At 62.8% G+C, this 16653-nt stretch carries 17 protein-coding genes; 12 read left to right on the top strand and 5 right to left on the bottom strand.

Annotated elements, in window-relative coordinates; translation table 11 throughout:
• The first annotated feature begins 32 nt into the window (after nt 1-32).
• The 4 genes from ABX74_RS23355 to ABX74_RS23340 all read left to right on the top strand — a co-directional run bounded on the left by ABX74_RS23355 (nt 33) and on the right by ABX74_RS23340 (nt 2952).
• Nucleotides 33-539, top strand: coding sequence for a helix-turn-helix domain-containing protein (locus ABX74_RS23355; protein ID WP_019744418.1), 507 nt, complete (start codon nt 33-35; stop codon nt 537-539).
• Nucleotides 532-1359, top strand: coding sequence for a heparin-binding hemagglutinin (locus ABX74_RS23350; protein WP_019744417.1), 828 nt, complete (start codon nt 532-534; stop codon nt 1357-1359). Before ABX74_RS23355 ends, ABX74_RS23350 begins: the two co-directional genes overlap by 8 nt.
• Before the next feature lie 96 nt (nt 1360-1455).
• Nucleotides 1456-1752, top strand: coding sequence for a DUF2516 family protein (locus tag ABX74_RS23345; RefSeq protein ID WP_003941505.1), 297 nt, complete (start codon nt 1456-1458; stop codon nt 1750-1752).
• Nucleotides 1753-1920: 168 nt separating this feature from the next.
• Nucleotides 1921-2952, top strand: a complete 1032-nt coding sequence (locus ABX74_RS23340) for an alpha/beta fold hydrolase (RefSeq protein WP_021333908.1) — start codon at nt 1921-1923, stop codon at nt 2950-2952.
• A gap of 12 nt (nt 2953-2964) precedes the next feature.
• Here the strand turns inward: ABX74_RS23340 and purU are convergent, their stop codons facing one another.
• The gene (purU, locus tag ABX74_RS23335) at nt 2965-3852 is read right to left on the bottom strand and encodes a formyltetrahydrofolate deformylase (RefSeq protein WP_047889778.1); all 888 of its coding nucleotides are present in this window, start codon (nt 3850-3852) and stop codon (nt 2965-2967) included.
• Nucleotides 3853-3916: 64 nt separating this feature from the next.
• On the opposite strand from purU, the gene deoC reads away from it, so the two are divergent.
• Nucleotides 3917-4582 carry a deoxyribose-phosphate aldolase gene (gene deoC, locus ABX74_RS23330; protein ID WP_020906748.1) on the top strand — a complete coding sequence of 222 codons (666 nt, stop codon included), beginning with the start codon at nt 3917-3919 and terminating at the stop codon, nt 4580-4582.
• Here the strand turns inward: deoC and ABX74_RS23325 are convergent.
• The gene (locus tag ABX74_RS23325; protein ID WP_047889817.1) at nt 4579-5349 is read right to left on the bottom strand and encodes a DUF2993 domain-containing protein; all 771 of its coding nucleotides are present in this window, start codon (nt 5347-5349) and stop codon (nt 4579-4581) included. The two genes, deoC and ABX74_RS23325, sit on opposite strands and share 4 nt — an antisense overlap.
• Nucleotides 5350-5476: 127 nt before the next feature.
• Here ABX74_RS23325 and ABX74_RS23320 point away from each other — a divergent pair, with 127 nt between their 5' ends.
• The 3 genes from ABX74_RS23320 to ABX74_RS23310 all read left to right on the top strand — a co-directional run bounded on the left by ABX74_RS23320 (nt 5477) and on the right by ABX74_RS23310 (nt 9926).
• Nucleotides 5477-6055: a hypothetical protein gene (locus ABX74_RS23320; protein WP_047889777.1), complete on the top strand. Its 579-nt coding sequence runs from the start codon at nt 5477-5479 to the stop codon at nt 6053-6055.
• Nucleotides 6056-6365: 310 nt separating this feature from the next.
• Complete coding sequence (locus tag ABX74_RS23315; protein WP_047889816.1) at nt 6366-7802, top strand: Ig-like domain-containing protein; 1437 nt, start codon at nt 6366-6368, stop codon at nt 7800-7802.
• An 81-nt stretch (nt 7803-7883) separates the two neighbouring features.
• A complete protein-coding gene (locus ABX74_RS23310) occupies nt 7884-9926 on the top strand; it encodes an Ig-like domain-containing protein (RefSeq protein WP_047889776.1) in 2043 nt (680 codons plus the stop codon).
• A 70-nt stretch (nt 9927-9996) separates the two neighbouring features.
• Here the strand turns inward: ABX74_RS23310 and ABX74_RS23305 are convergent, their stop codons facing one another.
• From ABX74_RS23305 to ABX74_RS23295, 3 genes are all read right to left on the bottom strand, one after another.
• Nucleotides 9997-10785 carry a hypothetical protein gene (locus tag ABX74_RS23305; RefSeq protein ID WP_020968914.1) on the bottom strand — a complete coding sequence of 263 codons (789 nt, stop codon included), beginning with the start codon at nt 10783-10785 and terminating at the stop codon, nt 9997-9999.
• A 7-nt stretch (nt 10786-10792) separates the two neighbouring features.
• On the bottom strand, nt 10793-11293 hold the full coding sequence (locus tag ABX74_RS23300) for a DUF2505 domain-containing protein (protein WP_019744409.1): 501 nt from the start codon (nt 11291-11293) through the stop codon (nt 10793-10795).
• A gap of 76 nt (nt 11294-11369) precedes the next feature.
• Nucleotides 11370-11867, bottom strand: coding sequence for a DUF2505 domain-containing protein (locus ABX74_RS23295; protein ID WP_046378196.1), 498 nt, complete (start codon nt 11865-11867; stop codon nt 11370-11372).
• Nucleotides 11868-11941: 74 nt separating this feature from the next.
• Between ABX74_RS23295 and ABX74_RS23290 the strand changes: the two genes are divergently transcribed.
• From ABX74_RS23290 to ABX74_RS23275, 4 genes are all read left to right on the top strand, one after another.
• Entirely contained in the window at nt 11942-12985 is a 1044-nt protein-coding gene (locus tag ABX74_RS23290; RefSeq protein ID WP_047889815.1) for a UDP-N-acetylmuramate dehydrogenase, read from the top strand.
• Nucleotides 12986-13017: 32 nt separating this feature from the next.
• On the top strand, nt 13018-14214 hold the full coding sequence (locus ABX74_RS23285) for an Ig-like domain-containing protein (protein ID WP_047889775.1): 1197 nt from the start codon (nt 13018-13020) through the stop codon (nt 14212-14214).
• Between the two features lie 127 nt (nt 14215-14341).
• Nucleotides 14342-15892 carry a hypothetical protein gene (locus tag ABX74_RS23280; RefSeq protein ID WP_047889774.1) on the top strand — a complete coding sequence of 517 codons (1551 nt, stop codon included), beginning with the start codon at nt 14342-14344 and terminating at the stop codon, nt 15890-15892.
• Entirely contained in the window at nt 15889-16650 is a 762-nt protein-coding gene (locus ABX74_RS23275) for an ESX secretion-associated protein EspG (protein WP_047889773.1), read from the top strand. Before ABX74_RS23280 ends, ABX74_RS23275 begins: the two co-directional genes overlap by 4 nt.
• The last annotated feature ends 3 nt before the right edge of the window (nt 16651-16653 follow it).

The following is a 16653-nucleotide window of genomic DNA, read 5'->3' as shown; positions in this document are numbered from 1 at the left end:
CTGGGAAATGTCCACTGGAAAGGGAGGACGCAATGCCAGCGAAGTCGACGAACTCCGATGACGGAGATCGTGAATTATCCGGTGCCGCAGCCGGAGCAAGCGACTTGGCAGCTCGCGTCGTCAGCTCTGCGGCACACGACATCGGGGGGTTCATTCGTGCACAGCGGGAAGCCGCCCAAGTTTCGATGCGCCAACTTGCTCAACTCGCCGGCGTCAGCAATCCGTATCTGAGTCAGATCGAACGCGGATTGCGTAAACCGTCGGCAGACGTACTGGCGCAAATTGCCAAGGGTCTTCGGGTCTCATCAGAAGTCCTGTACGTCCAAGCGGGATATCTCGAACAACGCCCGCACAGTCCCATCAGGGACGCGGTGTTGGCCGAGACGGCCATCAACGAACGGCAGAAGCAAGTACTGCTCGAAATCTATGACTCGTTCTGTCGCGAGAACGAGTCGTCCAGACCAGCCGCAGCGCCCGATTTCGCTGAATCGGCCGCAATTCCAGACACCGAGACTTCACTAGGAGAACAAGATGACTGACAAGAACGCCATCGACAGCGTCAAGACCTCGCTCTACGCCGCTGTCGGCGCAGGCGACCTGGTTGTCCAGGCCGTGGCCGATGTAGTCGCTCAGGTTCGTGAGCGCGCCGAGAACACCCAGGGTGACGTCAACGGCCGTGTCGACGGTGCCCGCGAGAAGCTTGCTTCCGTTCAGGGTGACGTTGCCGAGAGCGTCGAGGCACTGCGCGAGCGTCTCGCCGGCCTGCCGTCCGAGCTGCCCGAAGAGCTCGCCGAGCTGCGAGAGAAGTTCGCACCCGAGGAACTCCGCAAGGTCGCCGAGGCATACCTCAAGGTTGCCGGCGATCTGTACAACTCCCTCGCAGAGCGTGGCGAAGACGCAGTCGAGCGCATCCGCAAGCAGCCCGCAGTCGAAGAGGGCATCGCTGCTGCAGAGTCGGCACTCGGCGACGCCGTCGAGCTGACCGAAGATGCACTCGGAACCGTTGCTCGTCAGACGCGCGCCGTGGGCGAGCAGGCTGCCAAGCTGGCCGGCCGCGCTGCCGGACGCATCTCCGACACCGCAGAAGAGGTCGGCGAGAAGATCGCTGACGCCGGCGAGAAGATCGCCGACGCAGGCGACGAGGCAGCACTGAAGGTCCTCGACCTCGGTGACCAGGCAGACGAGGCTTCCAAGGAAGCTGCCGCTCGCGTGACCGCTGCCGCTTCCGACGTCCAGGAGCGCGCGACCACCGCCGCCAAGAAGGCTGCTCCGGCCAAGGCTGCTCCGGCAAAGGCTGCTCCGGCCAAGGCCACCGCGCCGGCTCCGGCCAAGAAGGCTGCTCCGGCCAAGAAGGCCTGATTTTGCCCAGCTCCACCTGACGAAGGCTCCCGCGCTCAGCCGAGTGTGGGAGCCTTCGTGTTCGTCGGGAACCGGATGAGAACTTAGGATGTAGTTGTGACTCAAGTCGATGGGCTAGTCGGTCTGATCTTTCTCGCACTGAAAGTGCTCGCGTTGGTGGGTGCTGTCTACGCGATCGTTCATGCCGTCAGGCAGCGTCCGGACGCCTTTACCGCGGTGAACAAATTGACCAAGCCGATCTGGCTCGGAATTCTGATCGTTGCGGCGTTGATCCTGCTGGCGACATCCCCTGTCGGTCTCCTGGGCATCATCGCGGTTGTTGCAGTGTGTGTATATCTCGTCGACGTTCGACCGCGCGTGGACGACATCCAGCATGGCGGTTCCCGCTGGTAGTGGGCCGCGGTTTCTGCTCATCCGGTGACGCGGTTCCAGGTCACCGTGTGTTGCCCCACTCTTCGCTCCAACGCTGACAACGCGCGTTGTTCGAGTGATAGTGTCGGTTAACGGCAGTCACACATAGATTGCATCCGTCTGTCGTCAGCAGCAGTCAGGGGTAAATGCATGTCCAGTCGTTCGCGAACCACAGAGCTTCGAGTACTGGCAGGCGCCGTCGGAGTGGGAGCACTCGTCGCGGCAGTCGCTGGGATCCGTCATCGGCGATCCACGCGCGGGTTGACTCTTTCGAGCGACGTCGAGCCCAACGCACTCCTGAAGACTCCGACGCTCAAAGCTGATATCAGCGAACTGACCACCGACGACGGTGCGATCATCAATGTCCGGGCTTACGGTCCCGTCGACGGCGATCCGATCGTTCTCAGTCACGGCTGGACGTGCTCAACCGAATTCTGGTACCCGCAGGTCAATGCGCTTGCCGGTGAATATCGCGTCATCACCTACGATCAGCGCGGTCACGGACGCAGCACCGTCGGTAATCTTCCGCTCGGCCCGGACGTCCTCGCCGACGACCTTTCTGCCGTGCTGGCAGCCACGGTTCGCGAGGACAAGAAGGCGGTCATCGTCGGTCACAGCATGGGCGGGATGAGCATCATCGCCTGGGCTGGTCGTCACCCCGACGAGGTCAAGAAGTACGCGTCGGCGGTCATGCTCGCGAGCACCGCGAGTGAAAGGTTGATCGCCGAGACCACGGTCATCCCACTGCCCAATCGCTTTCCTCGGGTGCCGGTCCCCGTGGGCCGCGCCATCCTCAGTTCGCCCGTTCCGTTTGTCTCCTCGGGCGCCATGACGAAGGCGATCCAGTACGTCTCGATGTCACCGAACGCGACCAAGGCCGAGATTCAGTTCTGCGAGAACATCGTTCGTGAGTGCAAGCCGCGTATTCGTGGCGGTTGGGGAGCAGCGCTGAGCACCCTCGACATTCACGAGGGACTCGACAATCTCGAAGTGCCGACCACCGTGCTCGTCGGTTCGCTCGATCGGCTCACTCCGCCGGTCCATGCGCGCAAGCTTGCGCAGGTCCTCGACGACGCCGGCAACCTCGAACGGTTGATCGTGTTGCCGGGCGTCGGTCACATGTCGTCGATCGAGAACATCGACGAGTTCGACAAGGAAATCGTGCGACTGCGCAATCTCTAGCGCAACGCAGCTCTAGCTGAAGACGACCGTCTTGCGCCCGTGGACCAGCACCCGATCCTCGAGGTGCCAGCGCAGTCCGCGTGAGAGCACGAGCTTTTCGATGTCTCGACCCTGGCGGACCATGTCGGCGACATCGTCGGCGTGGTCAACGCGGATCACGTCCTGCTCGATGATCGGACCGGCATCGAGTTCGGCGGTCACGTAGTGGCAGGTGGCGCCGATCAACTTCACGCCGCGGGCGAACGCCTGGTGATAGGGGCGGGCACCGATGAACGACGGCAAGAAGCTGTGGTGGATGTTGATCGCGCGGCCGGCCCAGTGCTCGCACAGTGATTCGGGAAGCACCTGCATGAAGCGTGCAAGAACCACGGCGTCGGGGTTGTGGGCGTCGACCAGGGCGCGGACCTTCTCGAAGGACGGTCCCCGTTCGGCCGGGTCCTTGGCGAACGGAACGTGGTGGAAGTCGATCCCGTGGCGCTCGGTGACACTGCGCAGGTCCTCGTGATTTCCGATGACGGCGCTGATCTCTGCCGGAAGTTCTCCGCCCGCGGCGCGGCCCAGGAGATCATGCAAGCAGTGACCTTCCTTGCTCACGAGCAGCACGATCTTCTTGGGTGCGCCGGAGTCGTGAAGAGTCCACTCGGTTTCCGGACCGATCTCGGCCGCAACAGCTTTGAACCGTTCACGAAGCTCGTCGATGCTCATGTTCACAGACGACGCACGGACCGCCTGACGCGTGAAGAACCATCCGGTGTCGGCATCGGCGTGGTATGCGGCCTCCACGATCCATCCACCGACGTCGGTGAGAAAGGTCGAGATGCGTGCGACGATGCCCGTGGTGTCGGGGCAGCCGAGGGACAGAACATAGCGACGATCGTCGATCGAAGGTGCAGCGGTCATGCGGCCTAGTCTCTCAGGTGCGGCTGCGGCGACGGTCGCGTGGTGGTGTGCCAAGCTTTCCATCATGTCTGAAGCTGCACTCACTCGTTCCCAGGTTGCCGCGATGGTGGACCACACTCTCCTCAAACCCGAAGCCACCGCGGCCGATGTGACCGCCCTGATCGACGAGGCACGCAGCCTCGGTGTGCTGGCCGTCTGCGTCTCGCCGTCGATGTTGCCGATTCGCGCCGACGGACTGGTGACGGCGGCCGTCGTCGGATTCCCGTCGGGGAAGCATCATTCACTGGTCAAGGGTGCCGAAGCGCGACTGGCCGTCGATCAGGGCGCTACCGAGATCGACATGGTCATCGACGTAGGAGCGGCGGTCGCCGGCGACTACAGCGCTGTGCTCGCAGACATCCTCACCGTCCGTGAGGCGATGGGGGAGAGTGCGATCCTCAAAGTGATTCTCGAAACCGCTGCCCTGTCCGACGAGGCCATCGTCGAATGCTGCCGCGCAGCCGTGCGTGCCGGGGCGAACTTCGTCAAGACCTCCACCGGCTTCCACCCCGCGGGTGGGGCGACGGTCGAGGCCGTCGAACTGATGGCACGGACGGTCGGCCCAGGCGTGGGAGTCAAGGCCAGTGGCGGAATACGTACGACGCAGGCCGCACTCGACATGATTGCGGCCGGCGCCACCCGTCTCGGATTGTCCGGAACCCGAGCAGTATTGGACGGTCTGACCGACTAGGTCAGCAGGCCGCAGCTGTCCGGCACCGCCGAGGCGTTCTGGTTGTTCGCGTCGGCGACGGGCATGGCGTAAGCGCCGCCCTCCAGTGAGATCTGGATTGCGTCGTCGGTGACGGTCAGCTTGGTGGGCTTCATGTCCAGCGGGTACGTCTGCAGGCTGTCGGTGAGTGTCTGGACGATGCCGTCGACCAGGTCTGTCGGCAGACCCAATCCGAGAATCTCGGCGCCGACGGTCTGAACGTCGACCACGCCGTTGGTGACGGTGGGCTTGACCGTGAGCTTCGCGAGCCCGACCGGTCCGACGTCGAACGCGAGTGTTCCGGCGCTCGAGTCGGCGGTGACGCCGGAGACGAGGCCACCGAAGGTCTGCTTCTGCAAGGTGGCGAGAATGCCTGCGGTAGACCAGGTGACGTCGGCGCTGGAGCTGCCGATGGTGCCGCTGTTACCCGCCGAGGGCTGCAAGTTGATGTCGTTCACCTTCGCGTGAACCTGCATGCCCGTTGCGGGGCCGAACGAAGAGTCGTCACTGTCGATGCTGATGTACGGCACCTTCTTGTCGACTGCCTGCAGGAGTACGGGCTTCCAGCTCAACCCGACGTCGACCTGGGATCCCAGTTCGCTCTGGAACTGATCGGCCATGCAGGTCTTCACCTGGTTGCGTACGTACAGTTCTCCACCGACGAGTGCCGCCACGAGCACGGCGATCACCACGAGAAGGATGACGAGCACTCGGTTGCGCGGACGAGGGTTGTTCGCTGCGACAGTCATTCGCCAGATTCTTCCCGACGAGTCTGAACGAACTCTGTGAATACGCACTTCCTCATTCCTGTGATGCGCGACACAGTCGCCCGTAGTCTGTTCGAAACGGCGTTTTCGACGGTCACCGGAGGTGGTCATGGCTTCGGACTACGAATCACTCGAGATGCTTGCGCTGCGACAGTGTGGATTTGTCACGGCTCTCCAAGCGTCCGAACTGGGTTTCGGTCTGGCGTCGATGGAGGAGATGACGGAATCCGGAACATGGACGTGTGAGTGCCGGGGACTCTTTCGCCTCGAACGCGTCAGACATACTGCCTTGGACGAATTTGCGAAGTGGTGCACGTGGTTCGCCGGTAGCGCCACCGTCTCGCATTACAGCGCCGCAGATCTACATGGCCTCGGGCACCTGCAACCTCGCTTCATTCATCTCTCGACAGCGCACCCACTCGCGGCGCCGACCCGCCAAGTCGCCCTGCACCGACTGCCGCTCGCGGACGACGAGTGCGAACAGATTGGACCCATCCGCATCACCACGCCTTTGCGCACCGTGCACGACCTCGCATCCGGTGGAATTTCTCAAGTTCTGCTCAACGAAGTAGTCGCCGATGCGGTAGCGATAGGTCGACTCGACGCGCACGAGTTGTATCTCTCGTGTGAAAACGCGAGCATCGACGTTGCCGTCCGAGTGGAGTTGGCGCTCGCCGCAAGCCTGTAATCGAGATTGATTTCTATGCTTCTGCGACCTTCTGGCATCACGTTCGAAATCGAATATGACACCAATATCCGAGATTTGAAATGCGCTACTTCGGGGCGAATATTCTCTCTTCAGTGCAGGTGGAGCGATATCTGGACCAGTACTTCGGGACTTTCGACCCATGATCGCTGCAGCTTGGTGATGTCGGCGATGAACTAATTCGGTGAAAAGCGTAGTTACTTTACAGTCAATGGGATAACGTCACGGCATCAAAAGCAGACGGACGCTTGTCCTGGACGGCTGTCTGCTCCCGTGTGCGAGAGGGATGTGGATGTCCGTGAGTGGTGTTCGTCGTGTTGTCGGTGGTTTGAGTGCGTTTGCTGTTGCTGCGGGTTTCGCGGTGGTTGCGGGTGTCGGGGTTGCTGGTGCGGCTCCGGTGACGGCTGAGTTCAATTCGAGTGGTTACAAGATCACGCGAACGATCAGTAACGCGACGCCGTCGGAAGGTGACGTGATCACCTCGACGACGGTGTTCAAGCGGACCGATTTTCTGGTCAATTACCTATACGCGGTTCGGGATTTTCATTCGCCGTGCATGACGTATGTCGAGGGTTCGGCGAAGGTGAACGGAAACACCTATTCGCCGGAGACGCCGGTGAGCGCTGATTCTGTGCGTGTGAGCGCGAGCATCACCGATTGGCCGTTGTATCAGAACAATACGAAGTCGTTCGAGTTTCAATATCGGGTCGGTGCGGGGTGTGAGCGCGGTACTGATTTGGTGAGTACCGTGCATTTCGACGGTTCGGCTTGGGTGAATGACACGACAAATGGTCGTGGTCCGTCGGTCAAGGTTCAGAAGAACGTCTCGACGACGGCCGTGTCACCGGTCAGTGGCGCTCAGGTGGGGCAGCCGGTGACGTTGAGTGCGACGGTGACCGGTGGTGCCGACGGTGATTCGGTGGAGTTCTTCGACGCAGGTTCCAAGATCGGTGCGGGCGCGCTCGCCAATGGTGTTGCAACACTTGCCTGGACACCGACCACCCGTGGAGATCACTCGATCACAGCGAAGTTCGCCGACACGGCGCGTGCCGTCGGTTCCGCTTCGGCAGCGCTGATCGTGAACGTTTCGCAGGCCGATGCTCAGTCCAGTACGACGCTGGCGCCGATCTCGGGCGCGCAGGTCGGCAAGTCGACCACTCTCAAAGCGACTGTATCCGCGTCGGGCACCGGTGGAACGGTCACGTTCAAGGTCGGCGGAACGGTGCTCGCTTCGGTGCAGGTGGCAGGCAACGGTGAAGCGACCTACGCCTGGGTTCCGACGGTTGCCGGTGCGCAGACCGTCGAGGCTGTGTTCGCCGGCAGGTCCGGCGTCACCGGGTCGAGTACCACCGCGAATGTGACAGTCGCCGAACAGCCCGCCGGAACAACCAGCTCCACAACAGATCTCAGCGTAGTAGCGGGCCAGGTCGGCGTTGCACAGACGATCTCCGCTCAGATCAGTCCTACAAATGCCGGTGGCACAGTCACCTTCAAGGACGGCGAGACCGTCATCGGCACGGCTACAGTCGATTCATCCGGAAAGGCCAGCCTTTCGTGGAAGCCCGCAACTCAGGGACAGCGAATTGTCTCGGCCGAGTACTCGGGCGCCGGCACGGTGACGGCATCCTCCGATCAGGTCTCCGTCCAGATCGCCGCACCGGTCGACGGTGAAGAACCAGGCAACGGCACCGGTTCGCTCGGCAGCCTCGGCAACATCTTCGGCTCCTAGCAATCAATACCCGGTGATGCCCAGCCCGCTTCAGGTGGTGGGGCATCACCCATATCCCTCACTTCTCGAGAAGGAAAATCTATGTCTGTAGGTTCTGCACGTCGTGCAGTTGCAGGTTTGAGTGTGTTTGCTGTTGCTGCGGGTTTCGCGGCGGTTACGGGTCTCGGGGTTGCGGGAGCTGCGCCGGAGACACCGGGTTCGTTGACGTGGAATGCGAACAACTACGAATACACGCGGACGATCAGCAATGTGACTCCGTCCGAGGGCGAGACGATCACCGTGAAGACTGTGTTCAAGCGGAAGAACATCGTCGTGGATTACCTGTATGCGATCAAGGATGTTCATCCGACATGTCTGACGTACGTCGAGGGTTCGGCGAAGGTGAATGGTTCGACGCGGAGTGTCGAGTCCAAGGGTGCTGATTTTGTTCGTGTGAAGGGGTCACTGACAGAGTGGCCGCTGTACAACAACGACTCGAAGACTTTCGAGTTCAAGTACACGGTGGGCGCGGATTGTGCGCGTGAGGTGCCGTTGGATACTTCGGTGCATTACAACGCGTCAGTGACGAGTTCCGATTTCCAGAACAAGGGCCCGGCGGTGACGGTGTCGAAGAACATTTCGGCGACGACGTTGTCACCGGCCAGTGGCGTGAAGTTGGGACAACCTGTTCCGCTGAGTGCGACGGTGACCGGTGGTGCCGACGGTGATTCGGTGGAGTTCTTCGACGGTGCCACCAAGATCGGTGCGGGCGCGCTCGCCAATGGTGTTGCAACACTTGCCTGGACACCGGCTGACGTCCGAACCCACAGCGTGACGGCCAAGTACCTCGGAAATGCAAAGGTGGCGACCTCCACGTCGTCAGCTGTCGACGTCGTCGTGTCCGAAGCGGACAAGAGCACTGCAACCGCGATCACCGGTCCCGCAAGTGCAGTTGCAGGTGAGTCCGTGACCGTCGAGGCTACGGTGTCGCCTACTCCGGCGGGTGGCACGGTGCAGTTCAAAGACGGTGCAACCGACCTCGGCGGCGTTGTTACCGTCGATGCCAACGGCAAGGCGTCAATGGCGAATTCCTATGCAGAAGGCGCGCATTCGATCGTGGCGGTGTACTCCGGTTCCGGTGTCTACCAGACTTCGACGTCGGCGCCGCATGCGTTGACAGTCGCTCCGGTGGTGGTCGAGGAGAACACAACGACCACTCTCGTCGGCCCGTCGACGGCGTCGACCGGTGAGGCATTGTCGTTCACTGCCTCTGTCTCGACCGGTGTTGCAGGTGGCACCGTGCAGTTCAAGGAAGGTGGCAGGGATCTGGGCCCCTCGGTTCCAGTGGACGCCACGGGTAGGGCGACAACCATGCCGACCTTCAACGTGGCGGGCGAGTACAGCATCACCGCAGTATTCTCGGGTTCGGGCAACTACCTGGGTTCGACATCGAACGCCCAGACTGTGAACGTCAAGGCGCCGGCTCCCACCGACCAGCAGACCGAGACGGTCTTGACCGTTCCGGCGGATGCGAAAACCGGTACGGCAGTGGGTCTCTCCGTGGCGGTCACTCCGTCGCCGGTTGGCGGCACGGTGCAGTTCAAGGACGGCTCGGGCAATCTCGGCTCGCCGGTGCCGGTCGTCGAGGGCAAGGCGTCGATCATGCACGAGTTCGCGAGCGTCGGTACGCACGACATCACGGCCGTCTACTCGGGTGCAGCAGGATTCCTCACTTCTACCTCGGCCGCTCAGTCGGTTTCGGTCACGGCTCCGGCCGCGGAGGATCAGGAAACGTCCATCACCGTGAGCGCTCCGGCGTCAGCGGTCAAGGGCGCGAAGGTTGATCTCGTTGCGGCAGTTGTTCCTACGCTCAGCGCAGGAACGGTTCAGTTCATGGACGGAACCACCCCGATCGGTGGACCGGTTGAGGTGGTGAACGGTAAGGCCACGCTCTCGCATACCTTCACCGAACTCGGAGATCGCCGAATCACCGCGGTGTTCAGCGGAACTGACGGCTATCTCGGTTCCGAGACCCAGGCCGCAGTCACCGTCAAGGTCACGGCAGAGTCCGACGGCGGCGATCCCGGCAACGGCGGCAGTTCGACAGGTTCGCTGGGAAGCCTGGAAAACATCTTCGGGTCCTAGCCCGACGCCTGCACACAGACGCCTCGCCGCAGAGACAACTTCTGCGGCGAGGCGTTTCCCGTCTGCGAGTTCAGGGGTTCGGCGCTACGACATGCCATGGCACCGTCAGGATGCAGTCGCGAAGACGTCGTCGCGCGGGCTGCACGGGAATTCCTTGCGCCCGAAGAATTTCCAATGCGGCAGCCCATCGATGTCGAGGTCCGAACGAGGCGTGTGGCGCAGCGGTGGCCCAGGCTCGATCGGCCGCGCTGAGCAGCGCGTGGATCGGCTCACCTGGAACGTTGCGGTGAATGAGAGCCTTCGGGAGACGTTCTGCGATGTCGGAAGGACGCTCGATGTCGAAGGGGTCCCAGGCCAGTGTCAGGGTCAAGGGACGATCGGCGTCGAGAAGCACCCAGGCGCAACGCCTTCCGAGCTCGTCGCAGGTTCCGTCGAGTAGCAGTCCGCCCGGGGCGAGGCCGGACTGAATGTGTGCCCACGCAGAGTCCACAGCGTCCTCCGGGTATTGCCGGAGGACGTTGAAGGCGCGTACGAAAACGGGTGTGAGACCGGCCAGTTCGAATCCGCCACGGGCGAAGCTGACACCGTCACGACTCTCGACCACGCGGGCGGGGTCGATCTCGAGCCCGATGACGCGTCGATCCCGCCGGACAGCGGTGAGGCGGCTTGCCATCTCGAAGGTGGTGTCCGGCCTCGCCCCGTACCCGAGGTCGACGATCAACGGATCGGCCGCGTTGTTCAGGGCGTGCGCGATAGTGCGGTTGTGGACGATCCACCGGTCACTTCGTCGCAGTCTGTTGATCCCCGTCGTGCCACGGGTGATGACCCCCTCGATCTTCGGGGGTGGAGCCTTCTTCACGCCGGCTTCAGCGTGCGGCGAGCCAGGTCGCGGTGACCTGAGCTTCGGTGCGGAACAGATCGACGAGGTTGATGAGCATGAGCTGTTCCAACTTCGCGCCGATGAACGGTATGAAGACCTTCGCCTCGGACGTGGTTCGCAGCGTGGACCCGGTATCGGTCGCGAACAACTCCATGGTGCCGGACAGATTCCCCGGCCCGGCCGGGATGGACGCTTCGTACGTTCCGGTCACGGTGTCGCCGAAGGCGCCGTACGACTCCTTGCGCGTGATGACCAGATCCTTCTTCATCACTGTCTGAGCAATGTCCGGCAAATCGGTGCGCGGGAGAATGTGGTGCAGCACGAGATCGATTCCGGAATCGGTGACCTCGAAATGTTCCACATGGTTCTCGGAATGCTTGCGCATCTCCTCGACGCGGGCCTCCCAGTACGAGCGGTCCGCCAGTGCCGCGTAGACCTGCTCGGGGGAGTGCTGATAGCGGGCGGAGTAGTCGATGCGGCGAGCCATGATCGGAAAGAATACCTGTTACGCGCTGTGACAAGCCAAATTGGCCGTATCCACAACTATTCCCGCCCGCAGGATTTTACTTCGCGATCCACTCCCGGGTGAAGTCCTGTTCGGCCTGGATGAGCCGGACAACCTCGTCGACAATTGCGCTTTCGATCTTTCCGCCGAGGAACGGGATCTTGACCTCGACCTCACCCTCGATCTCGAGAGTGGCGGAGTTCTCGTCGCCAGTCAGGACCTGCGTGCCCTCGATTCGGGCGGGAACACCGTCGACGTGGGCGGAAAAGGTGCCCGTGGCCTTGCCGTCCTTGAAAGGAGCCATCGTCTCACTGCGCTTGATGACGATGTCGCCGTTGACGACCTTCGACACCATGCTCGGGAGATGCTCGGCGGCGATGATCTGCGACATCGTGACCGCGACGGTCTCGTCGCGAACGGTCAGCTCTTCGACCGCCGCGCCGGGACCACCGACAGCGACGATTCGGTCGCGCCAGTACTGCTCGGAGGTCACCGCCTCATGGACCTTCTCGGCGGGGACTGTGTACTTCGACGAATGCTCGATGCGACGGCTCACGATTGTGGAGGCTACCGTTTATCGATGTGTGGGACGTAACCATTGGCAGACGCGTCGTGGAATCAGGCGCTTTCGTGTCCGAGAACGTTGACTTGTCGGGATTGACGACGCTCCGAATCGGAGGACCGGCGCGGCTGCTCGCCGAATGCCCGACGACGCAGTCGTTGATCGACGTCGTGACGCTGCTCGATCGCGAGCAGATCCCGACGCTGATTCTCGCCGGCGGATCGAATCTCGTGATCTCGGACGCGGGATTCGACGGAGTTGTCGTTCGTGTGGCCAACACCACCGTGAGCCTCGACACGGACCGCGTCATTGCCGAAGCGGGCGCAGTGTGGGACGAAGTAGTCGGCCAATCCGTCGCCGCGGAACTGGGCGGCCTCGAATGCCTGTCCGGGATTCCGGGCTCGACCGGTGCGACGCCGGTGCAGAACGTCGGCGCGTACGGCGTCGAGGTGGGCTCGCGGCTCCGGCAGGTTCAATTGCTCGACCGACGCAGCGGCGAAGTGTCGTGGGTCGAACCGTCGAAACTCGAGTTGGGCTACCGGTCGAGCGTTCTCAAGCATTCCGATGCAGCAGTGGTTCTCGCCGTCGAATTCGATGCGTCGACCGACGGATTGAGCGCCCCGCTCGCGTACCGCGAACTGTTCACCGCACTCGGGGCCGAGGAAGGCGAGCGGTTGCCTGCGTCGCAGGTCCGCGAGGCGGTTCTGGGATTGCGGACCGGCAAGGCGATGGTGCTCGATCCGTACGACCACGACACGTGGAGCGCGGGTTCCTTCTTCACCAACCCCGTGGTGCCGGACGACAAGCTGCCCGCTGTGCTCGGAGCAATAACCGAACAGCTCGGAGACGTCACCCTGCCGCAGTTCCCGGGCAGTGGTGGAACCAAGCTCTCGGCCGGATGGTTGATCGAACGGGCCGGATTCTCGAAGGGTTATCCCGGTGAAGATGCACCGGCCAGGCTGTCGACGAAACACACCTTGGCGTTGACCAACAGAGGGTCGGCAACGAGCGCGGATGTGGTCTCGCTCGCGCGGACGGTTCGCGACGGCGTCGAAGCCGCGTTCGGCGTCCACCTGGAACCGGAACCGGTAACTGTGGGCTTCACCATCTGATTCCTGACGGAGCCCGCAGGTAGCCTGTTGAAGTGCATGAGCTGGGTGGTCGGAGAAGTCGTTCGCGTGTTGTTGCGTTGGTAGCTGTATTGCTCGCGGTGATGGTGGCCGCCGTCGGCTGCACGATCGGTGGCAAGGACGGACAAGGCGGTGCGGCGGCCGCCGAACCAGCGCCTGTTGCGACCGTGGTGTCGACGCCGGCACCCGGTACCAAAGACGTCAGCCCGGTCGCGCCCGTCTCGGTTGCGGTGACCCAGGGAACACTGGCCGACGTCAATCTCAGCAACGCGGCCGGTAAGGCCGTCGCCGGACAACTCTCGCCTGACAAGACGACGTTCACCGTCAGTGAGGCACTCGGCTACGGCACCACGTATTCGTGGTCGGGCTCGGCAACCGGAACCGACGGTAAATCCGTGCCAGTGCAGGGGAGCTTTACGACGGTCGCCCCGGAGTCGACCACCGGCGCCACCCTCAACATCGCCGACGGCCAGGAAGTTGGTATCGCGGCACCGATCACGTTGCAGTTCGACAACTCCGTCGTCGACAAGGCGGCCGTCGAGAAGGCGCTTGTCGTGACCACCGTGCCGCCCACCGCCGGATCGTGGGCATGGCTGGCCGACGACAACGGCGGATCACGGGCCCATTGGCGACCGGCCGATTACTGGGTGCCGGGCACAACTGTCCATCTGGACGCCAAGCTCTACGGCTTGAACTACGGCGGTGGCGCTTACGGCGACCAGGATCTCACGCTCGACTTCACGATCGGTCGTAGCCAGATCGTGAAGGCGAACGCGCCGAGCCACCGCATGCAGGTGGTGCGAGACGGTCAGACGATCATGGACATTCCCGTCAGCTACGGCGAGGGAAACGAACCTCGAAACGTCACGCGCAGCGGCATTCACATGGTGACGGAGAAGTACGAAGACTTCATGATGTCCAATCCGCCATTCTACGAGAACGTGCGTGAGCGTTGGGCGGTGCGCATCTCCAACAACGGCGAATTCATCCACGCCAATCCTCAGACCACCGGGGTGCAGGGCTCGTCGAACGTCACGAACGGTTGCATCAACCTGTCGACATCCGACGCGCAGGAATACTTCGGAACCGCCCTCTACGGTGACCCCGTCGAGGTGACCGGCACGTCGATCGACCTGTCGCCTGCGGACGGCGACATCTACGACTGGGCGATCGATTTGCCGACCTGGAAGTCGATGTCTGCACTGGCGTAAGTCTCTACTGCTGTGAACCGAGAAATCCGTCGACGAGCGGAACCATCCGGGCGTTGCTTGCGTCAATACAGGTAAGCGCTGTCGGCTCGGGGGAGTCCGACGGGGATTTCGACGTCAGGGGGCATCGGTGGGCATTCCATTTCTGGAAGATGTGCTTGGCAGGATCTCCGAAGCGACGCATGCCGTCCCGTCCGGCGTGGCGGCGTTGCCAGTTGTCGGCGCTCCCATCGCGAGCGCATTCGCTACATCTGCTCTGGTGCAATCCGTAACCGACGACCGCGGCGCGTTCGACGACGAGATGGCTGTTGCGACCGCCGACGCCGATGCAGAGCGCGCACGAGCCTGGGGTGAGCGCGATGCCCTCACCGCCCAGACGTCATCGCTCGAGTACAGCGAACATGCAATCGTGGACGACGATCCTTTCGATGCGATGTCGCACTCCGAAATCTTCGACCACGTCAACGAGATGAATCCGGCAACCCTGAGTGCAATCGGTGAGGCCTGGAAGGCCATTGCCGGCCGGGTGGAATCTGGCATCGGGAAGTTCCAGAACGATGTGAACGGTGCAATCACCGAAGGCTGGCAGGGGCGCGGCGGCTCGGCTGCGTTGGAAGCAGTGCTGGCCTACTCGGCTGATGCGGGTGAGCTGAAGGTGCGGGTCGATCTGATCTCGAACAAGATCGAGGAGGCGAAGATCGCACTCGACGAGGCCAAACGCTCGATTCCGGCACCCGACGGCGCCTCGACGGTCGAGAGGTTTCTCAGCCTGGTTCCCGGGGCTACGTGGAAGCAGGCCCAATACGAAGCGGAAGAAGCCGAACGTCAAGCGCGCCAGGTGATGAAGGACGTGTATCTGCCGTACATGAAGCGTGCGGACGACCAGGTGCCGATCCTCCCGGCCGCTTTCAATCCGGTCACCGGCAATGGCGGGGCTGGAAGTGGCGGGGCTGGAAGTGGCGGGGCTGGAAGTGGCGGCGCATTCGGTGGTGGTGGTTCCGGCGGAGGTATGGCCTCGGGAACGGGGAACGGGCTCGGCGCGCCATCGGCGTCGGGTGGCGGAGTTGGTGGAGGAGTGGACGGTGGAATCTCCGGCGGTGCAAATCCGGCCGGAGACGGTTCCGGTCAGAACCCTTTAGGCCCCAATTCCGGAAATGGTGACAACCGTAGTGGTGTTGACACCCAAGGGAATTCCGGTGCCGACGCCGCCCGGTCCGCAAACGATTCCGGCCCGGCCGGGACCACCGCGGCACATGCCGGTCCACTGTCCGCCGGTGCAGCGCCGGATGGCCTTGCCCGTGCAACTCCGAATGGTGCTCAGCTCGGTTCCGGCGTGCCGTCAGGCCTGGTGGGTAGCGGTTCGGGTGGAGGTTCTGCCGGTGGAATCGGTACCGGCGGCTTCGGGCCAGGTGGAGCCCTCGGACCTGGAGGCCCTGGCGGCGGCGGTGGCCTCGCCGGTGGCGGACGTGGGGGAGTCAACGGAACTGGCGGTACTTCGGCGACGGGCGCGCAGAGCGGTCGGGGCGCGATGGGTGGCGTCGGCGGCATGGCACCGGGACGAGGGCAAGGGCAAGACGAAGACAACGTTCACGACACCCCCGGCTACCTCGTCACCGTCGAGAACGGTAACGCCCTGATCGGCGACCTACCCATGGTCTCCCCGGCGGTACTGGGCGAATGACCACCATGCAATGGCAGTTCACCGGCCTCGAATTCCAGATTCTCTGGGAAGCGGTCGGACGTGACCGACTCCCGTACCCGCTGCGGTTTCGTCCGGCGGCCGACACCATGATCGAGTTGACAGCGGCGCGACGTCGAGCGGGAGCGCACCTGTCTGCCGTGCTCGACGATCGGCTGCATCACGTTCTCGGTGCTCTTGCGAATCCTGATGCTCGTGTGGAGGTTTCCGGTTTCCATGGGCAGAAGATGAGTACGGTGACGCGATTGCACGGTGTTGTTGCCGGCGACCTGGGTGTGCTCCTGACTCAACTGCCCGGCAGGACTGTCGACTGTGGCTCCGACGTGGTTTTCACCGTGGCACGCCCATCGGCAATTCCGCGGATGCTCGTCGATCACCTGCCGACCTGCCCCGCTGGATCGGAGCGTGGCCTGAACATCGAAAGGCCGAAAACTGCCGGGAGGCAGAGCTTTCTGAGCAGCGCAGCCGGTGCGCGCGGGAGCGAGGAAGTGAGCAGATTCTTCGGCCGAGAGCGGACCTCGATCGGTGAAGTCACCGCATACCCGGGAGGAGCCGTCGACAGCAGGCCGACAGACGACGGAATAACATTCCACTGGCACGACTATGCCGGCGACGGTCGGTACATCATCACCGCGGGTGAAACCGTGAGTGCCCGCGGCGCTTCCGCGGAAGTGACGGAGGCCGAGATTGCACGCAATCTCGACTCCGTCCTCCGTCAGTCGATTCGCCCGAGGCTCTAGCTG

It is taken from the genome of Rhodococcus sp. ARP2, assembly GCF_001029585.1.
Lineage (GTDB): Bacteria > Actinomycetota > Actinomycetes > Mycobacteriales > Mycobacteriaceae > Rhodococcus_F > Rhodococcus_F erythropolis.
This window is presented reverse-complemented; position numbering and strand designations above follow the sequence as displayed.

Bases quoted from the DNA above. Each gene is read 5' to 3' on its own strand.
- ABX74_RS23310 (WP_047889776.1), top strand. From the start codon at position 7,884: ATGTCTGTAGGTTCTGCACGTCGTGCAGTTGCAGGTTTGAGTGTGTTT.
- ABX74_RS23355 (WP_019744418.1), top strand. From the start codon at position 33: ATGCCAGCGAAGTCGACGAACTCCGATGACGGAGATCGTGAATTATCC.
- ABX74_RS23340 (WP_021333908.1), top strand. From the start codon at position 1,921: ATGTCCAGTCGTTCGCGAACCACAGAGCTTCGAGTACTGGCAGGCGCC.
- ABX74_RS23320 (WP_047889777.1), top strand. From the start codon at position 5,477: ATGGCTTCGGACTACGAATCACTCGAGATGCTTGCGCTGCGACAGTGT.
- ABX74_RS23300 (WP_019744409.1), bottom strand. From the start codon at position 11,293: ATGGCTCGCCGCATCGACTACTCCGCCCGCTATCAGCACTCCCCCGAG.
- deoC (WP_020906748.1), top strand. From the start codon at position 3,917: ATGTCTGAAGCTGCACTCACTCGTTCCCAGGTTGCCGCGATGGTGGAC.
- ABX74_RS23325 (WP_047889817.1), bottom strand. From the start codon at position 5,349: ATGACTGTCGCAGCGAACAACCCTCGTCCGCGCAACCGAGTGCTCGTC.
- ABX74_RS23315 (WP_047889816.1), top strand. From the start codon at position 6,366: ATGTCCGTGAGTGGTGTTCGTCGTGTTGTCGGTGGTTTGAGTGCGTTT.
- ABX74_RS23350 (WP_019744417.1), top strand. From the start codon at position 532: ATGACTGACAAGAACGCCATCGACAGCGTCAAGACCTCGCTCTACGCC.
- ABX74_RS23275 (WP_047889773.1), top strand. From the start codon at position 15,889: ATGACCACCATGCAATGGCAGTTCACCGGCCTCGAATTCCAGATTCTC.
- purU (WP_047889778.1), bottom strand. From the start codon at position 3,852: ATGACCGCTGCACCTTCGATCGACGATCGTCGCTATGTTCTGTCCCTC.